The sequence below is a fragment of the Amycolatopsis sp. NPDC005003 genome, assembly GCF_053600695.1.
On the sequence record NZ_JBSGAI010000021.1, the window covers coordinates 69,045 to 88,508 of the forward strand.

9 protein-coding genes are annotated in these 19,464 nt (G+C 70.7%); 6 read left to right on the forward strand and 3 right to left on the reverse strand.

Features of this window, described 5'->3' with window-relative positions; translation table 11 throughout:
• Positions 1–2: 2 nt before the first annotated feature.
• Positions 3–1,190 carry a MalY/PatB family protein gene (locus ACWED2_RS24240; protein ID WP_449692817.1) on the reverse strand — a complete coding sequence of 396 codons (1,188 nt, stop codon included), beginning with the start codon at positions 1,188–1,190 and terminating at the stop codon, positions 3–5.
• Between the two features lie 24 nt (positions 1,191–1,214).
• Positions 1,215–1,436, reverse strand: coding sequence for an MbtH family protein (locus tag ACWED2_RS24245; protein WP_449692773.1), 222 nt, complete (start codon positions 1,434–1,436; stop codon positions 1,215–1,217).
• A gap of 168 nt (positions 1,437–1,604) precedes the next feature.
• Here ACWED2_RS24245 and ACWED2_RS24250 point away from each other — a divergent pair, with 168 nt between their 5' ends.
• Entirely contained in the window at positions 1,605–2,945 is a 1,341-nt protein-coding gene (locus ACWED2_RS24250) for an acyltransferase domain-containing protein (protein ID WP_449692774.1), read from the forward strand.
• Positions 2,942–3,205, forward strand: a complete 264-nt coding sequence (locus ACWED2_RS24255; RefSeq protein WP_449692775.1) for a phosphopantetheine-binding protein — start codon at positions 2,942–2,944, stop codon at positions 3,203–3,205. The genes ACWED2_RS24250 and ACWED2_RS24255 overlap by 4 nt, the downstream gene beginning before the upstream one ends.
• Here the strand turns inward: ACWED2_RS24255 and ACWED2_RS24260 are convergent.
• Positions 3,195–3,962: a thioesterase II family protein gene (locus ACWED2_RS24260; RefSeq protein WP_449692776.1), complete on the reverse strand. Its 768-nt coding sequence runs from the start codon at positions 3,960–3,962 to the stop codon at positions 3,195–3,197. The two genes, ACWED2_RS24255 and ACWED2_RS24260, sit on opposite strands and share 11 nt — an antisense overlap.
• Positions 3,963–4,164: 202 nt before the next feature.
• Between ACWED2_RS24260 and ACWED2_RS24265 the strand changes: the two genes are divergently transcribed.
• The 4 genes from ACWED2_RS24265 to ACWED2_RS24280 are packed head-to-tail and all read left to right on the forward strand — an operon-like array spanning position 4,165 to position 19,416.
• On the forward strand, positions 4,165–4,395 hold the full coding sequence (locus tag ACWED2_RS24265) for a hypothetical protein (RefSeq protein ID WP_449692777.1): 231 nt from the start codon (positions 4,165–4,167) through the stop codon (positions 4,393–4,395).
• A gap of 26 nt (positions 4,396–4,421) precedes the next feature.
• The gene (locus tag ACWED2_RS24270) at positions 4,422–8,942 is read left to right on the forward strand and encodes a beta-ketoacyl synthase N-terminal-like domain-containing protein (protein WP_449692778.1); all 4,521 of its coding nucleotides are present in this window, start codon (positions 4,422–4,424) and stop codon (positions 8,940–8,942) included.
• Positions 8,939–11,407: a methyltransferase domain-containing protein gene (locus tag ACWED2_RS24275; protein WP_449692779.1), complete on the forward strand. Its 2,469-nt coding sequence runs from the start codon at positions 8,939–8,941 to the stop codon at positions 11,405–11,407. The genes ACWED2_RS24270 and ACWED2_RS24275 overlap by 4 nt, the downstream gene beginning before the upstream one ends.
• Positions 11,404–19,416, forward strand: coding sequence for an amino acid adenylation domain-containing protein (locus tag ACWED2_RS24280; protein WP_449692780.1), 8,013 nt, complete (start codon positions 11,404–11,406; stop codon positions 19,414–19,416). Before ACWED2_RS24275 ends, ACWED2_RS24280 begins: the two co-directional genes overlap by 4 nt.
• Positions 19,417–19,464 lie beyond the last annotated feature (48 nt).

Below are 19,464 nucleotides of genomic sequence, written 5' to 3' on the forward strand. Positions count from 1 at the left end.
GCTCAGTGGACCACCCGGGCCATGCGTGCGATGGCCTGCCGCAGGATCGACCGCGACGTGGCGAAGTTCAGGCGGACGAATCCCGGCTGCCCGTACTCGCGCCCGTCGCTGACGGCGACCCTCGCGTGGTGCAGGAAGTACTCCCCCAGATCGTCGACGCCGAGGTGGTCCGCGGTCCGCCGCAGATCCACCCAAGCGAGGTAGGTGCCCTCGGGCACGAAGTACGCGGACTCGAACCCTGTCAGTGAGGACAGCAGGGACGAAACGAGCGCCCGGTTCCCGTCGAGGTAGTCGACCACCTGCCGCAGCCACCGCCGGCCCGACGCGAACGCCGCGACGCTGGCCGAGATCCCCAGGATGCCCACACCGTCGCGCTCTCTGGGGCGCAGCGAAGTGAGACCGTCGAAGTCGGCCACCGAGCCGGGAACGGCGATCGCGCACTTGAGCCCCGCGAAGTTCCACCCCTTGCTGGCCGACATTGCGGTCACCAGCGGCACCCCGCGGGACTCCGGCAGCGAGCCGATCGGGACATGGTGACTCCCCGGGTACACGACCGGGGCGTGCACCTCGTCGGCGAGCACCGCCACCTCGTACTTCTTGGCGAGGTGGACGATCCGCCTCAGCTCGACTCCTGTGAGCACGAGTCCGGTCGGGTTGTGCGGGTTGCACAGCACGTACGCCGACGCGCCGGCCCGGAAGGCACGTTCCAGGCCCGCCAGGTCGAACCGCCATCCCGCCGGCGTGCGCAGGACCGGGTTGCGGACGACGCGTCGTCCCGCGGCCGTGACCGCCTCGAAGAACGGCGGGTAGCCGGGGGTGTCGACGACGATCCCGTCACCGCGTCCGGTGTAGACCTCGATGCCGGCTTCGACGACCGCCATGACGTCGGGGTAGAGCAGGAGCTGGTCGGCCGGGACCTTCCACCCGAACTCGTCCGCCGCCCAGTCCGCGAACACCGGGAACAGCGGGGAGTCGGCCGTGTACGCGAAGGCGTAGCCGAGATCACCGCCGCCGTGCAGGTGCGCGAGGATGGCACTCCTGACGCTCTCCGCGATGGGGAAGTCCATCTCGGCGAGCTGCAGCGGAAGCACATCCGGCGGAAACCGGCGCCACTTCTCGCTCCACCGGAGCCGAAGGTCGCGAAGCGTGACGTCGTCGAAGGCGTGGTCGCGCCCGGCCGATGCCTCCATCACCACGCCGAACCGGCGAGGCCGTCAGGAAGCCGCCTTCCCCTCGGCCTCGTGGAACTCTCGCACGCTGCGTGGGCGCATGTCCGTCCACACGCGTTCGATTTCCGCGAGACAGTCCTTCCTGCTGCCCTCGTAGCCGACCACGGCCCAGCCTGGGGGGAGCTCTCGATCCGCGAACCAGATCGAGTACTGCTCTTCGTCGTTGATGACCACGGTGTAGCGGCGATCGTCTTCATCGGACTCCACGGATCCTCCACTCGCACGGTTTTCCAAAAGTTAGCAACGGCTTTCCCCGTCGAGAAGTGCTTGCGACCGCCGACGTGACGCATCCATGGCGGTGCCATAGCAGATCGATGAACGCCGCAGTCGACGATCGGGGCACGAGACCAGCAAGACGGCGACGAAAGGACTTCGATGGCCGGTTCCGACGAACCGTCCTATTACCTGCTGCCGCTCGGCGCGGCCACGGCGGACGAACTCGAGAAGCGTACCGCCGCGGTGCTGGCCTGGCCCGAGGACACCGATCTCCGTGCGGCCGCAGACGCGCTGTGGGCGCGGGCCGGCGGGCCGGACCGCTTCCGGCGCGCCGTGCTGACGACGAGCGTGGCGCACGCCAAGCAGGTGCTCGCGCGCCAAGACGCCCGGTGGGTACGGAACTCTCCCGGTGAGTGCCAGCCGTCGACCGTGGGGTTCTGCTGCTCCGGTCTCGGAGCGCCGATCGTGGTCGCCGGGCGCGCGCTCTACCGCACGAACACCGGGTTCCGAACCCGGCTCGACCGGCTCGACCGGCTGGCCAGAAGGTTGTCCGGCCGGCCGCTGCGCCTCGACGTGGTGACCACGCCGACGGTGGCCGCTCCGGGCAACCCGCTGCGAGCCGCCCGGCTCGAGCCGGAGCCACCCATGCTGTCCACGCTGGACGATCAGCCGCTGCGGTGGGCGATCGGCTACGCACTGGCCCGCACGTGGATCGCCGCCGGCCTCTCCCCCGATCTGGTGGTGGGACACAGCCTCGGCGAGTACGTCGCTGCCTGCCTCGCCGGGGTGTTCACCGAGGAGGACGCGCTCCGGTTGGTCATCCGGCGCGCCGAGCTCGTCTCCCGCCTACCGGCCGGCGGGATGCTCACTGTTTCCCTGCCCCACAACGAGGTTCGACGGTACCTCCCCGACGGCGCGGTGATCGCCGCCATCAACGCACCGCGGTTGACCGTGGCCGCCGGCGACCCGCTGACGCTCAAGCGACTGTCGGAGGACCTGCGCTCGGCGAACGTGGCCCATCGCCTCCTGCCTGTGGACCGCCCTTTCCACTCGCCTCTGCTGGCATCGGTCGCACCGGTGATCGCCGGCGAAGTGGCCGCCGTGCGGCGCGACCCGCCGGTAATGCCCTGGGTTTCGACGGTCACCGGCCGATGGATGCGACCGCACGAGGCGACCGATCCCGGCTACTGGGCCCGCCAGCTGTGCTCCCCGGTCCGCTTCCTGGACGCCGTCCGTGTCGCACGTCGCACCGCGCCGGCCGTGCTGCTGGAGATCGGCCTCGGACGGGAGCTGTCGACGTTCATGTCCCAGACACTCCTGGAGCCCGGCGAGCACAGACCACGAGTGCTGGCGTCCCTTCCGCACTCTCCGTCCTGGCACTGCAACACCGCGAGCTGGCTGGACGCGGTGAGCCAGTTGTGGACGTACGGCGTCGAAGTCGACTGGACGGTCCTACGCGCGATGACCGCCGACAATGCGATTGGAGAGATCCCGTCATGACATCGAACCACGAAGTAGCCGAACGAACGGCGCTGGACTTTCTCAACAGGTACTTCGGCACGGATGATCTCGCGGCGGACGACGACATATTCGCGCTCGGGCTTGCGAACTCGCTGTTCGCTTTGGAGCTGATCTTGTTCGTCGAGAAGGCCTTCGGTATCCACGTCGACGATGAAGACCTGGAATTGGCCAACTTCCGCTCCGCGCGGGCAATGGCCGGGCTCGCGACCCGCAAGCGGGCCGCGCCCGTCAGCGACTGAGCTCCAGCTGCAAAGCCAGGTCCTCGGCTACCGCGGCCAGGACGGCGGCCGAGTTCTCGCGGAGGAAGAAGTGGCCGCCGGGCAGGAATCGCACCGTGCACCGGTCGGTTGTCGCCTCCTGCCACGCAAGGACGTCCTCCCGTGCGACGTACTCGTCTTCGTCGCCCGCGAACACGCTCACCGGGCAGGACAGGCCGCCGGGCTCGGCGAGTCCGAACGACTCGACGACGGCGAAATCGGCACGCACCGTCGGCAAGAGGAACCGCAGGAAGTCCCGGTTGGTCGCGAAGTCCGAAGGCAGTCCACCGTAACTGACGAGATTGGCGACGAGCTGGTCCTCAGGAAGATCGGACAGCACCGGGTTTCGGTTCGGCAGTGTCGGGGCGTAGAAAGCCGATGCGACAACGCACAGCGGTGAACGCACGCGGGCACGTTCGGCCCGCGACGCGATCTCGTACGCCAACCTGCCGCCCATGCTGTGCCCGAAAAGGACATACGGGCGGTCGGCATGGGCGGTGATCTGTGCCGTCAGGACGTCCGCCAGCTCGCCCGCGTCCGAGACGGCGGGCTCGTCGAGCCGCCACTCCCGTCCGGGCAACTGGACGAGGCAGACCTCGACGAAATCGGCGATTTCCGCTCCCCACGAGTGATATGCGCTCGCGCCGCCACCGGCGTGTGGCAGGCAGTACATGCGAACCTGGGCTGCCGGACGCTCGACCGGAGTGGCAAACCAACGCAAACCTCGGAGTGGCCGCACGGCGCCTCCTTTCCTGTGCTGACAACGTCACCATCGCTGGAACCCCGCTGTCGAATCTAGCTCGACTCCGGCGCACTTCCACCCTGGTGCGGCACTCCCGTGATCGAACGATGGCAGTCCCATGGCGTGCGGGTGACCGAGGCCGACATGCTCGCAACCAGACCCAGGACACGAACACCCGGCACGAAGGGAGCGTCGGCCAGTGCGCTCTTACCATCGCGCGTACTCCCTCGGCGAGTTGCGTGCTTTTCCCGGCTGGCAGGAAATGGCCGCGGATCCGCACGGACCGGACGAGAGCGTCTGCTACATCGCGGAGGACCTCAGCGTGGTCGCCGACCCGTTCGGTGACGAACCACCGATCCTCGCCACGGAGAACCAAGACTGGGCCGACTTCTGCCGGTCAAAACTCGGTTTCGCCGTACCGGTGGCGTGACGCATGGCGGAGACGGAGGTAGCGGCATGAACAACACCAGCATCGGTGTCGCCATCGTGGGGATGCACTGCCGGGTGCCCGGCGCCGACACCGTCGAGGATTTCTGGGACAACCTCGTCCGCGGCCGCGAGAGCATCTCCACCCTGCAATCCGACCGGCCCGTCTCCCCCAACCACGTTCCCCGCACCGGACACCTCGACCACACTGACCTGTTCGACGCCCGCTACTTCGGCTACTCCCCGCGTGAGGCGGAACTCCTCGACCCGCAACAACGCCTGCTCCTCGAGACAGCCACCCAAGCACTCCAGCGAGCAGGACACGACCCGACCCGGTTCTCCGGCACCATCGGCATCTACGCCGGAGTCGGCTTCTCCTCGTACCTGGTCAACAACGTGCTGAGCCACCAGGACCTGATCGCCGATCTGCCCGCCCTGCAGCTGCTCATGTCCGGGAGCACGGACTTCGCGGCCACCCGGGTGGCCTACAAACTCGACCTCCGCGGCCCCGCCCTCACCGTCCAAACCGCCTGCTCCACCTCACTCGTCGCCGTCCACCTCGCCGTACAAGCCCTCCTCAACGGCGAATGTGACATCGCACTCGCCGGCGGGGCGTCGCTCACCCTGAGCCGCGGTTACGACGTCACCGACGGCGGCATCCTCTCCCCGGACGGGCACTGCCGCCCCTTCGACGCCAACGCCGCAGGCACCGTCCCCGGCAGCGGAGCAGGCATCGTCGTCCTCCGCCGACTCACCGACGCACACCACGACAACAACCACATCCACGCCATCATCACCGGCACCGCCACCAACAACGACGGCGCCGCCAAAGTCGGCTACACCGCACCCAGCAAGGGCGCGCAGGCCGCCGTGATCGCCGAGGCGCAGGCCGTGGCGGGGGCGCCTCCGGACACCGTCGGCTATGTGGAAGCCCACGGCGCGGCGACCCCGCTCGGCGACCCCATCGAGATCGCCGCGCTGGCCGACGCGTTCGCCCCGCACACCGAACCGGGCACCGTCGCACTGGGTTCGGTCAAGAGCAACGTCGGCCACCTCGACGCGGCTTCCGGAGTGGTGTCCCTGATCAAGGCGGCACTTGCCGTAGAGCACGGCATCATCCCACCCACTCTGCATTACCAGTCGCCCAATCCCGCCGCCCCGTTGGACGCCACACCGTTCCACGTCCCCACCGAGGCGTTGCCGTGGCCTTCGGCCGGGACCCCGCGCCGGGCCGGCGTCAGCAGCTTCGGCATCGGCGGCACCAACGTCCACGTCATCGTCGAGGCACCACCGAGGCGACCGCCGGCCGACGCACCGGACGAAAACCGGCCACAGGTCGTCACCCTGGCCGCGCACACGCCGGAAGCGCTGGACACGGCCACCGCGGACCTCGCCGCCCATCTCGCCCAGCGGCCCGATCTGCCGCTGCGGGATGTCGCACGCACTCTGCACGCCGGCCGCCCGCAACTGCCGTGGCGCCGGACGGTCACGGCCGGCACCACGGCGCAGGCTGCGAAGCTCCTCGAATCCCGCGATCCCATGAGGGTCTTCACGGGAAAGGCACCGGCCACACGTTTCCCGCTGGTCTTCCTCATCTCCGGCGTCGGAGATCAATACCAGGGGATGGCTCGCGACCTGTACCGGCAGGAAGCCGTGTTCCGCACGGAGTTCGACCGGTGTGCCAGGGGCCTGGCGGAGCCGCTCGACGTGGACCTGTCCTCGACCATGGCCGAGGAGGGCATCCCGGAAACCGACCTGCGGCGCACCAGCGTGGCCCAGCCGCTGGCGTTCGCGGTCAACTACGCCTTGTCCCAGTTGTACATCCACTACGGCGCAGTGCCATCCGCGGTCGGCGGCTACAGCGTCGGTGAGCTCGTCGCCGCATGCCTGGCGGGTGTCCTGCCCCTCGACCAGGCACTCACCCTGGTGGCACGCCGGGCGAAGCTGATCGAGGAGATGCCGGCGGGCGCGATGCTGGCCGTTCTGTCCGGCCCCGACGAGCTGGCCGGTCACCTGGCGGCCGAGCCGGACCTCGTCATCGGCGCATTCGACGGACCACTGCTCTCCGTCGTGTCCGGACCGGCTGAGGCGGTCGACAGGCTCACCGAAAAACTCACCGACGACGGCGTCGCCAGCAGGCGGCTGCCGACGACCCACGCGTTCCACTCGCGGATGCTTTCGCCGGTCACCGAGCCACTCCGCGCCTTCCTGTCGACGGTGGACCTCCGGCCACCGACGATGCCGATTCTGTCGAACGTCACCGGCGGGTGGCTCACCGAGGAGGAGGCGACCGATCCCGAGTACTTCGCACGGCACACCAGCACGCCGGTTCGCTTCGCCGACAACCTCGCCGAGCTGTGGCGCCTGGCGGACGGGCCGACGATCCTCGAGATCGGACCGGGCACCGCCCTGGGCAGCCTCGCCATGCAGCACCCCGCACGGCAGGACGCGCCGAACGGTCTCGTCCTCCCGAGCCTGCCCGGCAGGACCGACGCCTCCGGCGACCTGGAGACCGTGCGCACCACGCTCGGCCGGCTTTGGCTGCGGGGCGTACCCATCGACTGGGCGGCCCTCCCGGAAGCGACCACCGCCAACCGGGTGGTCCTGCCCACCTACCCGTTCCAGCGCGAACGGTACTGGCTCGACGCCGCCACCCCGGGGACGGCGACCGGGACCGGTATGCGGCCCGATCCCGCGGACTGGTTCTACCTCCCGTCATGGCGACGGTCGCTACCCCACCGCGACACGGGCGAGGCGCCGTGGCTGGTCCTGACCGGCGACGGCGACCTCGGTGAGTCAACCGTCGCCGCGCTTCGTGCCACCGGGTCCCAGGTCGTCGTCGCGACCGCACGGCCGGGTCGCTCGTTCGGCACGGTCGCCGAACAGCGCCACGTGTACGACCCGGCCGCCCCGGAGACCATCGCTGCGCTGCTGGACGTGCTCGACCGGACGACGGCGGGCGTCCCGTCGCGGATCGCCGACCTCACGTGTGTCACCGGTTCTCCACTCGACGCGGAGACAGCCCTGCTCGGGTTGCTGCACCTCGCGCAAGCGCTCGGGGCCCGGGACAAGGCGAGCAGGACGGAACTGGTCGTGGTGACCTCCGGCGCCCAGCAGGTCGCCGGTGAACAAAGCCTCGTCCCGGCGCACGGTGTGGTCGCCGGCGCCTGCAGGGTCGTCGGTCAGGAACTGCCGCACGTGACGGCCAGGACCATCGACCTGGCGCCCGCGGAGCTGTCGCGCGCGCAGCTCGGCCGGCGGCTTGCGGACGAACTCCGCTCCGGATCGCACACCGCAACCGTGGCACTGCGAGGCGCGCACCGCTGGGAGCAGGTCTTCGAACCCGTCCGGTTGGCGGATGGCGAGCCGGCACACGTCCGTCCCGGTGGGGTGTACCTGCTCGTCGGGGGTCTCGGTCGGGTCGGCCAGGCGGTGGCCCGCCACCTGGCGACCGTGCCGGGCGTGAAGCTCGCCTTCGTGCAGCGCACCGAGCTGCCGCCACCGCAGCAGTGGCCGGTGTGGCAGCCGGGTGACGACGAACGGATCGACCGCGCGATCGCCGACCTCCTCGCTCTGGAAAGTCGGGGCGCGGCAGTCATGGCCGTCACCGCCGACCTCACCTCCCACGAGCGGATGGCCACCGCCATCGCCGCCGTGGAGAGCAGGTTCGGTCCGCTGACCGGAGTGATCCACTCCGCCGGCATGGTCACCGAGGGCCCCAGCATCCCGTTGCCACTGGTCGACCGCCCCACGTGCCGACGACATCTCGCGTCGAAGGTCGGCGGGGTGGCGGTGCTGGCCGACCTGCTCGAGGGCAAGCAGCTCGATTTCGTGCTGCTGAACTCCTCGATCGCCTCCGTGCTCGGCGGCATCGGGTACCTGCCCTACACCGCGGCGAACTGCCACCTCGACGCCTTCGCGCAAGCCGAGCGGGAGCGCACCGGCGTTCCGTGGACGGCCATCAACTGGGAAGGCTGGACGTTCGCCGATCCGGCCGAAGCCGCGCGGTCCGCGGTCACCATCAGCGAGTACCTGATCGACGACGACCAGGCGGCCACGGTCATCGGCCGGATCCTCGCCAACGACCTGCCGCCACAGGTGGTCGTGTCAACCGGTCCCCTGCACCACCGGATCGAGCAGTGGGTCGCCGGTGTACCGCGGGAAGACGAGACCTCATCGATCGAACCCGCGAGCCGGCACACCCGGCCGGCACTGCAGACTGAGTATGTCGCGCCGCGCGATGATACCGAGCACACGCTGGTCGAGATCTGGGAACGGTTGCTTGGGATCGACCCGATCGGCGTGTACGACACCTTCTTCAGCTTGGGCGGGCACTCCCTCACCGCGACGCGTGTGCTCACGCGCATCACCGAGTCCTTCGGGGTGCAGGTGCCGATGCACGAGCTGCTGACGCGGCCGACGGTAGCGGAGGTCGCGGTTCTGGTGCGCGCGGCGATCGACCGAACCGCGCACCGCACGGACTCCACCGCGATCCCGGCGGTGCCGAGGGAGCGGTACCGAGCGGCCGTCGACGAGCGGGACGAGCGGTGACCACTGGAATCAACGGTGAGAAGCGGCTGACGTACCCCTCACCGGTCAAGGAACCCGGCGGGCGGGCCGGCCCTGTGCGGGCCGGGGCCCCGTTCGTCGAGCGGGTCCGGTACGCGGCCGGCGACGCGGTGATCTCCGTGGCCGTGAGCCAGGACGGCCGGCGGATCAGCGCCGCGTCCATCGATGGCCGCCTGCACGTCCTGACCGCAGACGGCACCCCGGTGTGGCGGTCAGGCCCGCTGACGGGCGAGGCGTGGTGCACGAGTCTGTCCGCCGACGGCACACGGGTCGCCGTCGGCACCGCGTCGCCGACCGCGGCCTCGGGCGCAGTCACCGTGTTCGACGCCACCGGTCGGGAGCTGTTCCACCGGCCGCTGCCCGCGCCGGTCCGGGGGGTCGATCTCAGCGCGGACGGGAGGACGCTGGCCGTCGCGACCTGGCGCAGCGAAGTGCGGCTTTTTCGTGCGACGACCTCCGGATACCAGCGAGTGCACGAGCCCGTCCGCGTCGACGGCAACGGCTGCTACGGCATCCGGCTCCTCCCCGAAGGCGACCGCGTCTGCGTGAGCGCCTCCGACCACGGGTTGTCCGTGGTCGACTTCGCACGTGGTTCAGTCAGCCGCTTTCCCATCGTCACCGGGCTCTACAACGTCGCGTTCACCGAAGGCGCCCGCCGCGTGGCGGTTGCGTGCGGCGACGGCAAGGTACGAATCGTCGACCTGCGCGACGGCCGGGAAACCGTGGAGATAGCGGTGTCCACCCGGCCGGTCTGCGGGGTCTCCGCGACGAGCGCTCCCGGCCCGGTGCTCACCGGCTGTCTGGACGGGCGGGTCCAGCTCATGGGGCCGGACGGCGAGGTGTACTGGCGGTACGCGACGGAGGGCGAGGTGTGGTCGACCGCGCTCAGCGCGGACGCCTCGGTGGCGGTCATCGGCTCCGGCGACGGCTCCGTGTCGGTCCTCGAGAACCGGCTCACGACGAGCGCGTTCGCGAAGCTGCGACTGTGCGAGCAGGCCTGTGCCCAGGGGAACACGGCCGACCTCGCACCGATGCTCGGTGTCTACAGCGAGCTCGGGCTGCTGGAATACGGGCAAGATCGCTTCGCCCGGCTCACCGAGGACGGCCCGGCCGGAGCGCGCCATGCGGTCCGGGACAAATTCGTCGAAGCGCTGCGGTCCTACCTGGTCCGGTGCCCCACCCAGAGCTCAGCGGAGCTCCTGCTCGCCGATCTCCTGCGCGATGCGGGGCGGTTCGACGAGGCGATCGCGCACTACCAGCACGCCTCGACCGACTCCGGCGTCACGGCCGAGGCGCTGATCAGTGCGAGCGCCTGCTTCGAACGGCTCGGTATGCCGGAAGCGGCCAGGGTCAGCGCCCGCCGTGTCCACAGCCGCCCACTCGGCCGTGGCGGGCTCATGCCCTTGTACAACCTCGGCCGCGAATACCAGGACCGTGGTGATATCGGCGCGGCGCGTTCGGTCTTCGAAACCGTCGTGGCGTGGAACGTCGCCCATCGCGACGCGATGCGGCGGGCAGCGGAGCTCACCGGCCCCGAGGCAGGAAACCGCGGGCCGGACGTCCCGTCCCCAGCAGCGGCGGACAGCGCCGCCGACCGGGTGTTCTCCGCCAATGCCCGGCAGTCCCAGGGCACCGCCGAGCACCGCGCCCGGCTCCAGCGCGGCCGGAAACTCGTGAACGCGGCCATGAACACCGTGCCGAACGGCGAGGCGCGCTGGCGGTCACTGGCGACCTACCTGACCTACGACTTCGCACCACCACGCGACCAGGCCAAGAAGTGGCTGGACGTCGTGCACAGCCTGGCCCGTATCGAAGAGGCCGGCATCCACGGCGTATCGCTCGACATCGGTACGGCGACCGCCCGCTATCCCGGGGTGCTCCGGCAGCTCGGTTTCCAGAGCTTCGGTGTCGACCTCGAGCTCGAGGCCATCCGCTACGCCCGCTCGTCCAGCCGGGATCCGCTGCCGCTCGCCGTGGGCGACGCGACCCGGCTGCCTTTTCGCGACGGGGTCTTCGACCTCGTGACCTGCATGATGGGCACGTTGTCGCACCTGAGGCCCGACCAGTTGCCCCTGGCCTTCGCCGAGGTCGTCCGCGTGCTGCGCCCCTCGGGACACCTCATCTGTTCCACTTGGGATCCCACCGCACGCAACCTCGACTTCCTGGCCATGTACACCCAGCAACAGAAAGAGATGCTGCGGCGCAACCTGTGCACCCGCGAGCGGCTCGCCGAGGAGGTGGCCCGCGCCGGGCTCACGGTCGCCAGGATCGAACCCTTTTGCGTCTTCCCCGACTTCCTCGGCCACGAGGTCGCCACGCCCGCGGATCACCGGGTGGACCTGCAACAGCTGATCGATCTCGACCTCGCGTACCGCGCGACGGTCCCGGACGCGCCGGGCCAGATGTTCATGCTCGCCGCACGCAAGCCAGCAGGAGGTGCCCCATGAGCGGCGACCGCTACGTCATGCCGAGCTCGGACGCGCAGCGACGACTCTGGCTGGCACAGCAACTCGCACCGGCGAGCGCGTTCTACATGGTTCCGATGTGTCTACGGCTACGGGGGCCGCTCGACGTCGCAAGCCTGGATCGGGCCCTGGACACGCTGGTGGCCAGGCACGAGACGCTGCGCACCTCGTTCGGCGAGCAGGACGGCGAGGTCGTCCAGGTCATCGCCGATCTGACCGTGCCGCTGCGGGTGGTGGACCTGCGCGGCCTCGACGCGGACGCGCGGGAACGGGCACGGGTAACGCTCACCACCGAGGAGTCGCGCCGGCCGTTCGACCTCAGCCACGGACCGCTGCAGCGGCAGGCGCTGCTACAGCTGGCCGACGACGAGTACCAGCTCTTGATCGTCACCCATCACATCGTCACCGACGCGTGGTCACAGGACACCTACTTCCGCGAGCTGCGCCTCCTCTACGAGGCGTACACGGCCGGCCGCAACCCCGCCCTCCCGGAGGCGCCGCTCCAGTACGCCGACTACGCGGTGTGGCAACAGGAACAGCTGACCGGCGGCAGGTTCGCTGCCCACCTCGACTACTGGCAGGAGCGGCTCGACGACGCGACTCCGACCGAGCTGCCCGCCGACCGGCCGCGACCGGATGTCGCCGACCACCGAGGCGACCGGCACTCGTTCACCTTCCCCCCGTCGTTGGTGGCGCGGCTGCGCCGGCTTGCCGAACAGGAGCACGCCACCCTCTACATGGTGCTGCTCGCGGTCATCAAGACCGTGCTCGCCAAGACGACCGGCGCTACGGATCTCAGCGTCGGCATCCCGATCGCCGGACGAACCCGTTCCGAGCTGGAGACCATCATCGGGTTCTTCGTCAACACCCTGGTGATCCGGACCGATCTCGCCGGCGACCCCACGTTCCGCGAGTACCTGAGCCAGGTCCGCGCCGCCTGCCTCGCCGCCTATGAACACCAGGACGTGCCGTTCGAGAACGTCGTCGAGGCTGTCGCCCCGGCCCGTGCCGCCGGCCGCAACCCGCTGTTCCAGATCATGGTGGTGCTGCAGAACACGCCCGCCGAGAACATCCGGCTCGGCGAACTGGAGCTCGACTACGAGATGGTCGCCAACGACACGGCGAAGTTCGATCTCAACGTCGTGCTGCTCGAAGACCCGCACGGTGAGGTGAAGTGCGTTTTCGAATACGCCACCGCGCTCTTCGACGCGGCGACGATGGTCCGCTTCGGCGACCGGGTGCTGACGACGGCGTGGGCCGTCGCCGACGCCCCGGAAACGCCGCTGAGCCGCCACCCGGCGGTGAGCGCCGACGAGGCGGACCTGATCCTTCGGACGTGGAACGCAACCGCGAGGCCATCGGACGATCTCGCCCCGACGCTGCACGGTTGCCTCGAGCAGGCGGTCGACCGTTACCCGGACCGGGTCGCCGTGCACGACGGGAGCACCAGCCTCACCTACGCCGAGCTGGACGAGCGCGCCAACCGGCTCGCCAACCACCTGCTCTCCCTGGGCGTCACCCCCGAGTCCACGGTCGGTGTGTGCGTCCGGAGGGATGTCGACCTGCTCGTCGCGCTGTACGGGGTGATGAAGGCCGGTGCCGCATACCTGCCGCTGGACCCGGAGTACCCGCTGGAACGCCTGCGGCTGATGGTGCGCGACAGCAGGACCACGGTGGTCGTGACCCACGCCGAGTTCCACGACCGGTTGCCCGGCAAGGTGTCCACCGTCGATCTCGACGGTGCCGCGGTGTCCCGGTCGCCGAGCCATCGCCCCGCTGTGCCCATGCACGGCGCCCAGTTGTGCTACGTGATGTACACCTCGGGCTCGACCGGCACGCCGAAAGCGGCCGCGAACGAACACCGGGGACTCGTCAACCTGGTGGCTTGGGGCCGGCGGGTGTTCTCCGACGAAGACCTGGCCGGGTTCTCCGCCACCACCTCGATCGGCTTCGACTTCTCGGTGATGGAACTGTTCATCCCGCTCTCGTTCGGCGGGAGCCTGCTGGTGGCGCCCAGCGCGCTCGTGCTGGCGGACAACGCGCGGCAGCCCCGGGTGCTGCACACGGTGCCGTCGATCGCGACGGAGCTGCTGCGAACCGGGCAGTTCCCGTCCGGCGTCGCGGTGGTGGTCCTTGCCGGCGAGCCACTGCCCGCCGAGCTGGCACGCGCACTGCACGCACTACCGCCGGTGACCCGGGTGATCAACATCTACGGGGTCACCGAGGCCTCGTGCACATCGGTGTCCGCGTTCCCCACCGCGGACCAGCAGGCACCGACCCCGATCGGGCGCCCCATCGGCAACAACCGCGCCTACGTGCTCGACGCACACCTACAACCGGTGCCGATCGGCGCCACGGGCGACCTGTACGTCGCCGGCGCGGCACTCTCCCGCGGCTACGCCGGGCTGCCCGCGCGCACCGCCGGCCGGTTCCTGCCGGATCCGTACGCCGAGGTACCGGGTGCGCGGATGTACCGAACCGGGGATCTCGCGCGGTGGTCGCCGGACGGTCAGCTGGTGTGCCTGGGGCGGGCCGACGCCCAGGTGAAGGTGCGCGGAGTACGCATCGAGCTCGGCGAGGTCGAAGCTTCGGCCCGCACGTGCACCGGTGTCGCGGAGGCGGTCGCCGTCGTGCGACGCGACGCGTCCGGGGATCCGAACCTGATCTGCTACGTGACGGCGGCGACGGGTGCCGACCTCGCCGCCGCGGCGGTACGCGTTCACCTGGCGGGGTTGCTTCCCCGAGCCATGGTCCCGGCGCAGGTCGTCGTGCTCGACCGTTTCCCGCTCAATCCGCACGGGAAGGTGGATCGGCCGCGACTGCCGGACCCGGTTGCCGACGCACAGCCACCGGCCGGCCCGGTGCGGGAGGATGCGGTCGAGACGACCATCGCCGAGGTGTGGGGGGCGGTGCTCGGCCTGGACCGCGTCGGCCGGACCGACAACTTCTTCGAACTCGGCGGTCACTCGCTGCAGCTCGTCCGCGTGCGCGCCATGTTGCAGTCCACGCTCGGCCGCGCCGTTCCCGTAGTCGACCTCTTCCGGTTCCCGACCGTCCGGCTGCTCGCCGAACACCTGCGCGGTGGTCCTGCTCCCGCACGGACGGAACCGGTCACCGAGCCGGCCGCCCGGATGGACCGCCGAGTCGCGATCGTGGGGATGCAGTGCCGGGTGCCCGGGGCCAACACCGTCGAAGACTTCTGGGACAACCTCGTTCACGGCCGCGAAACGATCTCCACCCTGGAACCCCGCCGTCCCACCCCACCCGGTTACGTCCCCCGCACCGGGCGGCTCGAGGACGTCGACCTGTTCGACGCCCAGTACTTCGGTTACTCCCCACGGGAGGCGGAACTCCTCGACCCGCAACAGCGCCTGCTCCTCGAAGTCGCCACCCAGGCGCTCCAGCGAGCCGGACTCGACCCCGGCCAGTTCCCCGGCACCATCGGTGTCTTCGCCGGGATCGGGTTCGGTGACTACCTCTGGAACAACATCCTGCCCAGCGCGAACGCCGGGCGGCTGGACGGGATGAGCGGGTTCCAAGCCGTGCTGTCGGTGGACAAGGACTTCGCCGCGACCCGGGTGGCCTACAAACTCGACCTCCGCGGCCCCGCCGTCACCGTCCAAACCGCCTGCTCCACCTCACTCGTCGCCGTCCACCTCGCCGTACAAGCCCTCCTCAACGGCGAATGCGACGTCGCACTCGCCGGCGGCGCGACCGTGATGGTGCCGGCCCGGGGCTACGTCCACCACGAAGGCGGCATCGCCTCGCCGGACGGGCACTGCCGCCCCTTCGACGCCAACGCCGCAGGCACCGTCCCCGGCAGCGGAGCAGGCATCGTCGTCCTCCGCCGACTCACCGACGCACACCACGACAACAACCACATCCACGCCATCATCACCGGCACCGCCACCAACAACGACGGCGCCGCCAAAGTCGGCTACACCGCACCCAGTGTGCACGGCCAGCGGGACGTCATCCGGGCGGCATTGCGCGCCGCCGGAGCCGCCCCGGAGACCATCGGGTACGTCGAAGCGCACGGAACCGCGACACCGCTGGGCGATCCCATCGAGCTCGCCGCGCTCACCGAGGCCTACGGCACCGGTGGCCGCATCGCGCTCGGGTCGGTCAAGAGCAACGTCGGCCACCTCGACGCCGCCGCGGGCGTGACCGCGCTCATCAAGTCGGTCCTCGCCGTCGAGCACGGGACCATCCCACCCACCCTGCACTTCACGGCACCGAACCCCGACACGACGCTCGCCGACGGGTCCTTCCACGTGCCCACCGAGACCACGCCCTGGGACGGCACGCCCCGCCGTGCCGGCACGAGCAGTTTCGGCATGGGCGGCACCAATGCGCATGTCATCATCGAGCAGGCGCCGGAGCTGCCCGCAGCGCCCGCCGCGGAGACGCGGCACGTCGTCACGCTGTCCGCGCACACGCCGGAAGCGCTCGACGTGGCAACGGCAGAGCTCGCCGCGCACCTCGCCCGGCACCCGGACACGCCGCTGCGCGACGTCGCCCACACCCTCCACACCGGACGGCCGCACCGGGCCAACCGGCGCACGGTCGTCGCGCACACGACCGAGCAGGCTGCGAAGCTGCTGCTCCGGGACGCCGAGACCGCTGTGGTGGACGACGACGCGCAGGCCGGCGTCGTGCTCCGGTTCGGCCCGGCCGCCCCGGCGGTGGCGATGCGGATGGTCGCCATCGGCGAAGGGCTCCCTGGGTTCGCCCGGGAAATCGAGGCCAGCGCCGCGTACTTGCTCGCCACCGAGGCGGCTGCCCTGCGCGACTCCCTCGCCGGCGCGGTGCTGTCCTCCCCGGTCACGTCGCTGGCCCTGCAGTTCGCGGCCGCCCGTGCCTTCGCGGAGGTCGGCGCCGCACCGGTCGCCGTCCTCGGCACCGGCGCCGGTTGCCTGGTCGCGGCGGCGTTCGCCGGTGTACTCCCGGTGCCGGCTGCGTTCGAGGCGATCCGCTCCGGCGCGGTCGCGGAGGTCCTCGCCGGCGTCGAGCTCACCGCGCCGGCGATCCCGGTCATGAGCGACCGGGACGGTGCCTGGCTGACCGACGACGACGCCCGTGACCCGGAATTCTGGGCGCGGGAGTGCCGGGACAGCGCGACGTCCGTGCCGCTCTCGGACGAGGAGCTCGGCTCTGTTGTGCTGGACCTCTCGGCACCACCTCCCGACGCGACCGGACTCGACGTGCTGGCCGGCCTGTGGCGCGCGGGGGTGCCGGTGGACTGGCAGGCCACCTATGACCACGGGGCCGGTCGCCGGATCGTCCTTCCGACCGTCCCGTTCCGGCGGACAAGGCACTGGATCGACCCGCCGGACGCCGAACCCGAGGTCACGAAGGACATCCGGCGCACCGACATCGGCAACTGGTTCTACACGGTGGGTTGGACCCGCACCCCCGTGCCGGCCGGCGTCGCCGGAGATCCGTTGTCGTGGCTGATCGTCACCGACGCCGATGCCGACGCCCTCGGCGCGCGACTCGCCGCTCGGCTGACGGCGGCGGGACACCTCGTGGTGACAGTGACGCCTGCGGCGGGGTTCAACCAGCTGAGCTCCCAGCACTTCACGATCGACCCGGCCTCCCACACCGACGCGGAGAAGCTGGTCGCGGTGCTGCGCGACCAGTTCGGCTCGGTCCCACCGCACTGGGTGCACAGCCTCTGTGCCACAGCGGACACGCCGGCGGATCGCCGGGCGAGAGCCGCCCACAGCCCGTTGTTCCTCGCCAGGGGACTCGCCAACGGCCAGGTCACCACCCCCGTCACGCTCACCGTCCTCACCCACGCCGCGCAGGCGCTGTCCGGCGAGCCGGAACTCGTCCCCGAGCACGCGATGGCCATCGCGGCCTGCCGGGTGATCCCACAGGAGGTTCCGCAAGTGCGGTGCCACGCGGTCGACGTCGTGCTGCCCACCGGCGCCCCGGACCGGCTGGTGGAACAGCTGGTCACGGAGGTCACCGCCGCCAACCGCACGCACGCCGACGTGGCTTACCGGGACGGAGACCGCTGGGAGTGCCGGTACCACCGAACCCACCTTCACGACACCGGGCCGTCGTTGCTCCGGGAGCGCGGGGTTTACCTGCTGTTCGGTGGTTTCGGCACGGTCGGCGCGGCGCTCGCCCGGCACCTCGCGCGCACGGTGTCCGCCCGGCTCGTGCTCGCCGGCCGCACGGCCCTGCCCCCGCGACGGGACTGGGACGGCCCGCTCGCGGTGCACCCGGACGCCGAGTCCACCGCGCACCGCATCCGTGTCGTGCGTGAGCTGGAGGCACTGGGCGCGGAGGTGCTGACGGTCGACGCCGATCTCTGCGATCCCGCGGCCGTCCACCGGACGGTCGCCGCGGCGGAGCACGCATTCGGTCGCGTCGACGGCGTCTTCCACAGCGCCGGCACCGTGTCCCAGGGGCCGATGGTGCCACTTGACCTGCTGGACCAGGACGCCGTGAACACTCAGCTGGCCGCCAAAGTGGACGGCGTCCGCGCACTGGCCGCCGCGCTGGCGGGCAGGCCGCTGGACTTCGTCGTGCTGAACTCATCGCTGACGCCGATCCTCGGCGGTGTCGGCTTCGGCCCGTACGCGGCGGCCAACGCGCACCTGGACCTGTTCGCCCATGACCAGCGCAGGCGAACGGGCGTGCCGTGGTCGGCCGTCAACTGGGAAGGCTGGCTGCCCCCGGCAGCCGGCGACGCATCGGCCCAGCTCGGCGAATCCCTCGCCGAGCTGGCGCTCACCACCGAGGACGGCGCCGAGGTGCTCTCGCGCCTGTTGCGCGGCCGGCCCGCTGCGCAGACCATCGTGTCCACCGGCGACCTCGACCAGCGTCGGGCCCGGTGGGTCGAGGCGACCTGGCAGGCAGACCCCGAGCCGCGCGACCTCGAACGGCACCCCCGGCCGGCGCTCTCGACCCCTTACCTCGCCCCGCGGGACACGACCGAGGCCACGCTGGCCGGTCTCTGGCAACGCCTGCTGGGTGTCGAGCCCGTCGGTGTGTCGGACAGCTTCTTCGACCTCGGCGGCCATTCCCTGCTGGCCATCCATCTCGTGAGCGCCGTGCAGCGCGAGCTCGGGATCAACCTGGCCCTGCACGCGGTGCTGGAAGCGGCCACGGTGGAGCGGCAGGCGGAGCTGATCAACGGGACGCGGGGACAGCGCGCGGATTCCGTCGTCATCCCGTTGCGCGACAACGAGAACCCCGACGCCAGGTTCTTCTGGATCCACCCGCTCGGCGGCACCGTGCTGTGCTACCACGACCTGGCACGGCTGCTCGGCCCGGGCACCTCCTCCTACGGGCTGCAAGCGCCGATGCTGTTCGAGGGCATCGACTCCTACACCGACCTGGACGCACTGGCCGCCCGGTACGTCGCGGAGATCCGGTCCGTGCAACCGAGGGGCCCGTACCGGATCGGCGGCTGGTCCGCCGGTGGCATCCTCAGCGTGGCGGTAGCCCGGTTGCTGACGCTGGCCGGCGAGCGAGTCCAGTACGTCGGGGTGATCGAGGCCGACGCACCACCGGCGGGGGCAGGCGCCGATCCCCACTCGCGCACGCTGCTCGCTGCCCTGCTCGACCGGCCGGAGCTGACAGCGCGGGCCGATCTGGCGTCACCGCCCCCCGAGATGGTCACCGAGCCCTTCGCCGACCGGCACCCGATCGTCGCGAAGTGGCTGCGCGCACACGGCCTCGTGCCTGCCGACCAGGAGGACCGCATCGCCCGGCTGCTCATGGTGCAGCGGCGGATCTTCCGGCTGGCGACACCCGACCGGCTCGGCCACTACCCGGGCACGGTGCACGTCTACCGCACCGCCGGGCGTACGGCCGAGCCGGGACTCGGCTGGCAGCGCTGGGCGGACCGGGTCGTCGACCACGAGGTGCCGGGAACCCACGAGACCGTCCTGCACCAACCGAACGTCGGACAGCTGGCCGAGCTGATCCGACGGGCTGCCCGGGAGGTGACCGGTGACGCCGGCGAATCATGACCCCGCTCTGCGCGGCGCGACCAGGACACGGCCTGTCGAGCACGGTCT